Source organism: Nocardioides sp. NPDC127514 (assembly GCF_040302125.1).
Taxonomy (GTDB): domain Bacteria; phylum Actinomycetota; class Actinomycetes; order Propionibacteriales; family Nocardioidaceae; genus Nocardioides.
Map to the genome: position 1 here is coordinate 60,019 of NZ_JBEORF010000038.1, position 6,857 is coordinate 66,875.

At 69.0% G+C, this 6,857-nt stretch carries 6 protein-coding genes; 2 read left to right on the forward strand and 4 right to left on the reverse strand.

Annotated elements, in window-relative coordinates; all coding sequences use genetic code 11:
* Positions 1-27 precede the first annotated feature (27 nt).
* Genes ABTX24_RS26010 through ABTX24_RS26025 form a run of 4 tightly spaced genes read right to left on the reverse strand, consistent with a single transcriptional unit; the run spans position 28 to position 3,675 of the window.
* Entirely contained in the window at positions 28-900 is an 873-nt protein-coding gene (locus ABTX24_RS26010) for a metallophosphoesterase (protein ID WP_350843724.1), read from the reverse strand.
* Positions 897-1,370: a hypothetical protein gene (locus tag ABTX24_RS26015; protein WP_350843726.1), complete on the reverse strand. Its 474-nt coding sequence runs from the start codon at positions 1,368-1,370 to the stop codon at positions 897-899. Before ABTX24_RS26015 ends, ABTX24_RS26010 begins: the two co-directional genes overlap by 4 nt.
* Positions 1,367-2,836 carry an FGGY family carbohydrate kinase gene (locus ABTX24_RS26020; RefSeq protein ID WP_350843728.1) on the reverse strand — a complete coding sequence of 490 codons (1,470 nt, stop codon included), beginning with the start codon at positions 2,834-2,836 and terminating at the stop codon, positions 1,367-1,369. Before ABTX24_RS26020 ends, ABTX24_RS26015 begins: the two co-directional genes overlap by 4 nt.
* A complete protein-coding gene (locus ABTX24_RS26025; protein ID WP_350843730.1) occupies positions 2,833-3,675 on the reverse strand; it encodes a DUF1028 domain-containing protein in 843 nt (280 codons plus the stop codon). The genes ABTX24_RS26020 and ABTX24_RS26025 overlap by 4 nt, the downstream gene beginning before the upstream one ends.
* 144 nt (positions 3,676-3,819) lie before the next feature.
* On the opposite strand from ABTX24_RS26025, the gene ABTX24_RS26030 reads away from it, so the two are divergent.
* Positions 3,820-5,283, forward strand: coding sequence for an APC family permease (locus tag ABTX24_RS26030; protein WP_160024357.1), 1,464 nt, complete (start codon positions 3,820-3,822; stop codon positions 5,281-5,283).
* 110 nt (positions 5,284-5,393) lie between these two features.
* The gene (locus tag ABTX24_RS26035) at positions 5,394-6,734 is read left to right on the forward strand and encodes a class II 3-deoxy-7-phosphoheptulonate synthase (RefSeq protein ID WP_160024356.1); all 1,341 of its coding nucleotides are present in this window, start codon (positions 5,394-5,396) and stop codon (positions 6,732-6,734) included.
* Positions 6,735-6,857: the final 123 nt, after the last annotated feature.

Below are 6,857 nucleotides of genomic sequence, written 5' to 3' on the forward strand. Positions count from 1 at the left end.
GCTGCGTCGTCGCACAGGTGGCGCGCCTCAGAGCTCCTCGAGGGCGTCCTCTCCGGAGGCGGGGTCGTAGAGGTAGACCTGCTCGCCCGCACGGGGGTCGCGGGCGGAGAGCACGTGGAAGGTGGGGGAGGCCGGGTCGGCGAGGTCGACCACGCTCGCGCCGGCACCGAGCACGCCGCGTACGAGATGCGGGGGAGCGGTGGTGTCGATGCGGGTGACGATGCCGGGGGTCACCCAGACGGGTATGCCGGCGAGGAATCCGCTGACCTGGAAGTGCAGGTGGCCGGTGAGGATGGCGCGTACGTCGCTGCTCCGCACCACCCGGCCCAGGGCGGAGATGTTGCGGAGGACGACATCGGCGACGTAGGGGACCGAGGCGAGGTGAAGGGGCGGATGATGCAGGACGAGGACGGTGCCGTCGCGTACCGGAGTGGCCAGCTCGTCGGCGAGGCAGGCCAGCTGGTGCTCGTCGAGGAAGCCGTGGGTCTTGCCCGGGACCAGGCTGTCGATGGTGATGACCCTGAGCTCCCCCAGGTGGCTGACCGCCGCGCACAGGTCCGAGTCCGGGTCCAGCAGCCGGCCGCGGTCGCTCCCGTCGGGATCGAGATGTCCGCTGCCGAGCACCTCGCGGAACGGGCCACGGGCATCGTGGTTGCCCGTCGAGTAGAGGTGCGGGATGCCGCGCTCGGCCGCGAACGCACCCACCCGCTCCATGACGGAGCGGCAGCCCGCAGCCGATCCGTCGTCGGCGATGTCGCCGCTGACCACGACGGCGTCCAGGCCGGGCAGGTGGCGGGCGTCGTGCAGGATGCGCTCCAGCGCGGCGGCGGCGTCGACACCGTCCATGTCGATGCCGGTCGCGGAGACGTGGGTATCGGAGAGATGCAGGATCCGGGTCACGTGGTGAAGGCTGCCATGAGGACCTCGGCGACGCCGTCGTTCTCGCTCAGGACGGCGACGTCCAGGTAGTGGGCGTCGATCTTGTCCCCGACCTGGGTGAGGTCGACCTGGGCACAGGCGACCGCGTCGTCGGTGCAGCCGGCCCCGTCCAGCACCGGCGAGCCGGGTAACTGGGCGAGCCAGGCGTCGAGCTCGGCCCGGGGGACCGTCATCGCACCCTCGATCTGCCAGTCCTGGAACCCGATGTAGGTGCAGCTCGCCGCGGAGGTCCCGTCCGGCAGGTCCGGCGCTCCCACCGCATGCGCGAGATCGACGCAGTCGGCCGGCTGGTCCTCCGCCGCCTCCCGCAGGTCGGTGCCCACCCGGGCGACGACCAGTGCGACGACCGCGACCAGCCCCGCGACGACGAGCAGCGTGCCCGCCATGAGCGTCCACGCCCACCAGGGAAGCCCGCGCGGCGGACTGCTCATGCCCACTGTCGGGAGCGCTCGACCGCCCGGGTCCAGGAGGCGTACGCCTCATCGGCCGCATCGCGACGCGACGCGTCGGGGGAGAAGGTGCGGTCCAAGGCCCAGGTCTCGCGGATCTCGTCGAACGAGGACCACACACCGACCCCGAGGCCGGCGAGGAAGGCCGCGCCGAGACCCGTGGTCTCGACGTGGCGAGGGCGAGAGACGTCGACCCCGAGCTGGTCGGCCTGGAGCTGGCACAGCAGGTTGTTGGCGGCCGCGCCGCCGTCGACGTTGAGCGAGGCGACGGGCGTCGGCATGGTCGCCATCACGTCGCGTACCTCGAACGTGATCGCCTCCAGGGTCGCCCGCACGATGTGGGCGCGGGTGGTGCCGCGGGTGATGCCGATGATCGTGCCACGGGCGTCGGGGTCCCAGTGGGGCGCACCGAGGCCGGTCAGGGCGGGCACGAACACGACGCCTTCGGATGTGGCGACGGTGCTCGCCAGGGCCTCGGTCTCGGCGGCCGAGCCGATGATCTGCAGGCCGTCACGCAGCCACTGCACCGCGGCGCCGGTCACGAAGATCGAGCCCTCGAGGACGTAGGTGACCTCTCCCGACGGTGACATCCAGCCCGGCGAGGTGAGCAGCCCGGACTCCGACCGCTGCGGGGTGGTGCCCGTGTTGGTCAGCACGAACGAGCCAGTGCCGTAGGTGCACTTGGAGTCGCCCACCTCGAACGCGGCCTGTCCGAACAGCGCCGCCTGCTGGTCGCCGGCCACCCCGGCGATCGGCAGCGAGAGATCCAGGAAGGAGCGCGGGTCGGTGACCACGCCCTCGCCCCAGTTGGGACCGATCTCCGGCAACGCGTCGCGCGGCGCCCCGAACAGGTCGCACAGCTCGTCGGACCAGTCGTTGGTGTTGATGTCGAACAGCAGCGTCCGCGACGCGTTCGAGACGTCGGAGACGTGGTGCATGCCGCGGGTCATCCGGGCGATGAGGTAGGAGTCGACGGTGCCGATCGCATAGCGCCCCGACTCCACGTGCGCCCACGTGTGCGGCTCGTTCTCACGGATCCAGGCCAGCTTCGTCGCGCTGAAGTAGGGGTCCAGGCGGAGCCCGGTCAGCTCCCGGACGCGGGCGTCGTGCTCGGCCATCGAAGCGCACATCGCGGTCGTACGCCGGTCCTGCCACACGATCGCCCGCCGCGGTGACCCCAGCGTCTCCCTGTCCCACAGCACGACCGTCTCGCGCTGGTTGGTGATGCCGATGCCGACGAGGTCGTCCTTGCCGTGGGCCGCGAGGACCGTACGGCACGCCTCCAGGGTCGCCTGCCAGATCCCCTCGGGCACGTGCTCGACCCGGCCCGGGCTGGGGAAGTGCTGGTCGAACTCCTCATAGCCCCGCGCCGCGACCTCGCCCTTCTCGGTCACGATCAGGGCGGTGACGCCGGTGGTGCCGGCGTCGATGGCGAGGATCGCGCTCACTTCGGCGTCCTGACGATGTCGAGGATGCGCCGGTCGATCCAGGACAGGTCCTCCGCCACCCGCATCTCGTAGTTCTCGGTGGCGACCCAGGCGAGGAAGCCCGAGGCGCCCTGCGCCGCGGCGTACGTCTCCACCTCGGCCTCGATCTCGGGGGTGACCTGCACCTTCTCGGCCTCGGTCGACGCGGTCAGGTAGAAGTCGCTGAGGTCCAGGAGTCGCTTCAGCTCGGTGATCGGCGCCGGGTGGTCGTCGACCCGGAGGTCGGCAGCGATGTCGTCGTTGCCGCCGTAGCCGGCCTCCTCGCGCACCACCAGGAGCGCCGCGCTCTGCCGGCCGCGGCTGTCGCCACCGGCCTCGTCGCCCGCGGCCAGGGCCGCCAGCAGCCGGTGCTGCAACGGCTCCTCAGGGGAGGATGCCAGCCAGGCGGCCTCCATGGCCTCGACCACCTCGGGGCCGGTGAGGATGTTGCCCTGGATCGCGTACGCCCCATCCTCGGTGGAGCCGGTCCGGCCACCCGCCCAGGCGAAGCAGGACGGTCCGGTGTGGGACGCGGCGTTGCCGTCGACGTCGACGATCCCGACCTGACGGTGGTCCCGCCGCTCGTCCTCCTCCAGCAGCCTCTCGAGGGCGACCGAGGCGGTCGCACCCTCGTCGAGGTGAGCGAGCGCGAGACCCTTGTAGGCGACGTTGGCCTCGGCCTGGGTGGCGATGGCTCCGACGCCCGCGACGGCGGCCGGGACGGCCGATCCGACGGCGAGGAACTTCGAAGCGACGGCCACACCCCAGGTGGGCTCCCCGGTGCCTGGATCGACTGCTCGGGCGACGATGGAGAAGGTCATGGCGTGACCCTATCCACGAAATTTCGTCCGGTTACGGCGTGTTGACGAATTGTCGTACACCTGACGGCGAGGTTGGGCTTTGATTGAGGGATCCCTTCATCCCAATTTCGGAACTGAGTTTCGAACGTGACCAGGAAGGACATCATGACAACCCTGGCGAAAGAAGAAACACCTGAGCTGAAGAGAGTGATGGGGCCCTGGCTCCTTCTGCTCTTCATCGTCGGTGACATCCTGGGAGCCGGCGTCTACGCCGTCACCGGGACCATGGCCGGCTACGTGGGCGGCATCCTGTGGCTGCCGTTCCTGCTCGCCTTCGTGGTGGCCACCATGACGGCGTACTCCTACTTGGAGCTGGTGACCAAGTATCCGAGCGCGGCCGGCGCCGCGCTCTACACGCACAAGGCGTTCGGGTTCCACTTCCTCACCTTCATGGTGACCTTCGCGGTCGCCTGCTCGGGCATCACCAGCGCGTCGACCTCGGCCAACACGCTGGCGCAGAACTTCTTCGGCGGCCTGGAGATCAACGGCTGGATGGACGCGCCCAGCGAGGGCGCCGTCACCCTCCTGGCGCTGGGCTTCATGGTCCTGCTCGCGCTGATCAACCTGCGCGGCGTGGGCGAGAGCGTGAAGTTCAACATCATCCTCACCGTCGTCGAGATGGTCGCGCTGTGCATCGTCATCGGCGTCGGCTTCTTCGTCATCGCCCAGGGCGAGGCCGACATGGCCGAGCTGATCTCCTTCGACGACTACAACGACATGGGCGTGGTCTTCGCGGTCACCGCCGCCACCTCGGTGGCGTTCTTCGCGATGGTCGGGTTCGAGGACGCCGTCAACATGGTCGAGGAGACCAAGGAGCCGGAGAAGATCTTCCCGCGCACCATGTTCATGGGCCTGGGTGCGGCCGCGCTCCTCTACATCCTGGTCGCGGTCTCGGTCGTCAGCGTCCTGACCCCGGGAGAGCTCGAGACGATCCGTGAGTCCGAGGGCCGGGCCCTGCTCGAGGTGGTCGCCAAGGGTGCTCCCGACTTCCCGATCGACAAGGTGTTCCCGTTCCTGGCGGTCTTCGCCGTGGCCAACACCGCGCTGATCAACATGCTGATGGCCAGCCGGCTCGTCTACGGCATGGCCAAGCAGCGGGTGCTGCCCAAGCAGCTGGGCGCGGTCCTGCCCAGCCGCCGTACGCCCTACATCGCCATCATCTTCACCACGGTGCTGGCGCTCTGCCTGATCTGGTACGTCTCCAGCGACCCGGACAGCAACATCGTCTCCAACCTCGGCTCGACGACCGCGCTGCTCCTGCTGTGCGTCTTCGCGATCGTCAACATCGCCTGCGTGGTCCTGCGCAACCGACGTGCCGACACGGACAAGGCGTTCTTCACCGCGCCGAGGTGGCTGCCGCCCATCGCCGCGATCCTGTGCATCTACCTGGCCGGCCCGTGGGTCGACCGCGACGGGATCGTCTACGAGATCGCCGGCGGCCTGATGGTCATCGGCGTGATCCTGTGGGCCATCACCTGGCTCATCAACAAGTTCGCCAACAAGGACGACGAGCCGCCCCACTTCCAGGACATCGAGCACATGGACGTAAACCCGGAGGACGACAAGTAACCGGGTGACTTCGGTCAGGGCCGGCCTACGTTCTCTCGAGGACGTACGCCGGCCCTGCCGTGTCTGAGATGACTTCGTAACAACCGGGTGATCCGCGTACCCTGAGGCTCGTGAACGACGCCTTCCCCTCCCTCGAGCAGCTGCACGCCATCGGAGCCCTTCAGCAGCCGACCTATTCCGACCCGGCCGCGCTGGCCGCGGCGGTCGAGAAGCTGAGGAACCAGCCGCCGCTCGTCTTTGCGGGGGAGTGCGACCAGCTCAAGAGCTCGATCGCCGCCGCCGGCCGTGGTGAGGCGTTCATCCTGCAGGGCGGCGACTGCGCCGAGGTCTTCGCCGAGGCGACCGCCGACAACACCCGCAACAAGCTGCGCGTGCTGCTGCAGATGGCAGTGGTTCTGACGTACGCCGCCTCCGTCCCGGTCGTGAAGATCGGCCGGCTCGCGGGGCAGTACGCCAAGCCGCGCTCCTCCGACACCGAGACCCGCGACGGGGTGACGCTGCCGGCCTACCGCGGCGACGCCGTCAACGGCTTCGAGTTCACCGAGGAGTCCCGCATCCCCGACCCGCAGCGCCTGCTGGACGTCTACCACGCCTCCTCCTCGACCCTGAACCTCGTGCGCGCGTTCACCACCGGTGGCTACGCCGACCTGCGCCAGGTGCACACCTGGAACTCCGAGTTCGTGCGCAACTCGCCCGTCGGCGCGAAGTACGAGGCGATGGGCTCCGAGATCGAGCGCGCGATCGCGTTCATGGAGGCCATCGGCGCCGACCCGGAGGAGTTCCACCGGGTCGACTTCTACTCCTCCCACGAGGCGCTGCTGCTCGAGTACGAGCACGCGATGACCCGCATCGACTCGCGCACCGAGACGCCCTACAACGTCTCCGGCCACTTCGTCTGGATCGGTGAGCGCACCCGCCAGCTCGACGGCGCCCACGTCGAGTACTTCCGCCACCTCAACAACCCGATCGGCTGCAAGCTCGGCCCCACCGCGACCCCCGACGACGCGCTCGCGCTGGCCGCCAAGCTCAACCCGAAGAACGAGGAGGGCCGGCTCACCTTCATCACCCGCTTTGGCGCGGGGAAGGTGCGCGACGGGCTGCCCGGGCTGGTCGAGAAGATCACCGCCGAAGGCGTCAACGTCACCTGGATCTCCGACCCGATGCACGGCAACACCTTCTCCACCTCCAACGGCTACAAGACCCGCCGTTTCGAGGACGTCCTCGACGAGGTCCAGGGCTTCTTCGACGTCCACCACGCCCTCGGCACCGTCCCCGGCGGCATCCTCGTCGAGAACACCGGCGACGACGTCACCGAGATCATCGGCGGCGGCGAGGAGCTCGACGAGGCCGGTCTCGTGCACCGCTACGAGTCCGTCGTCGACCCGCGCCTCAACCGCGTCCAGTCGCTCGAGATGGCCTTCCAGGTCGCGGAGATGCTGCGAAATCGTTAGTCACATGCGTCGCAGGAATACCCGGTTAACCGGGTATTCCTGCACTTCTCGGGCATTGCAACACCTGAGAAGTGCAGGTTTCACCGGTGAACCGGGTATTCATTCCCGCGCCCAGGCGAGCTG

Excerpts from the sequence above, each read along its gene's own strand:
- ABTX24_RS26015 (WP_350843726.1), bottom strand. The coding sequence starts at position 1,370 with ATGAGCAGTCCGCCGCGCGGGCTTCCCTGGTGGGCGTGGACGCTCATG.
- ABTX24_RS26025 (WP_350843730.1), bottom strand. The coding sequence starts at position 3,675 with ATGACCTTCTCCATCGTCGCCCGAGCAGTCGATCCAGGCACCGGGGAG.
- ABTX24_RS26030 (WP_160024357.1), top strand. The coding sequence starts at position 3,820 with ATGACAACCCTGGCGAAAGAAGAAACACCTGAGCTGAAGAGAGTGATG.